This window comes from Aeromonas sp. L_1B5_3 (assembly GCF_963866575.1).
In the GTDB taxonomy this organism is placed as follows: Bacteria; Pseudomonadota; Gammaproteobacteria; order Enterobacterales; family Aeromonadaceae; genus Aeromonas; species Aeromonas jandaei.
This window is the reverse complement of record NZ_CAWMDN010000038.1, coordinates 1-515: the sequence shown is the minus strand read 5'-3', so window position 1 is coordinate 515 and position 515 is coordinate 1. Positions and strand designations below refer to the sequence as shown.

Genomic DNA, 515 nt, shown 5'->3' with positions numbered 1-515 from the left:
ATGGCGGCTTCACGGTAAAGACCTTGCAGCTCAAGCCGAGGTTGCGGCTGCTGCCAGCCAATCCGGCGTTCGCGCCTATCGACCCTTGTATGAGTCTCTCCCTGGAGTTGTTCGGAGTGGTCACCCATGTGATTGGCAATCTGAGGCAGCGTGATGGCTATAGCGCTCGTTGATGTAAACAACTTCTACGCCAGCTGTGAGCGGCTGTTTCGCCCTGAGCTGCGTGGCCGCCCGATCGTGGTGCTCTCCAACAACGATGGATGCGTGGTGTCGCGCAGCCCCGAAGCCAAGGCGATGGGTATCAAGATGGCTGGGCCCTACTTCAAGATCCGCGAGCAGTTCGAGGCGCATGGCGGTGTGGCATTCAGCTCCAACTACGCGCTCTATGGCGATATGTCTGGCAGGGTGATGAGCACGTTGGAGACCATGGCCCCCGAGCTGGAGGTCTACTCCATCGATGAAGCATTCCTGTCACTGTCGGAGTCGTTTGCCGGGGACCTGACAGCCTATGGGCA

General features: G+C 59.2%; 1 protein-coding gene. It reads left to right on the top strand.

The window, feature by feature from the left end; all coding sequences use genetic code 11:
- Positions 1-153: 153 nt before the first annotated feature.
- Positions 154-515: Y-family DNA polymerase (locus tag AACR93_RS03170; protein ID WP_043852244.1), on the top strand; the 362-nt coding region annotated here is incomplete at its 3' end.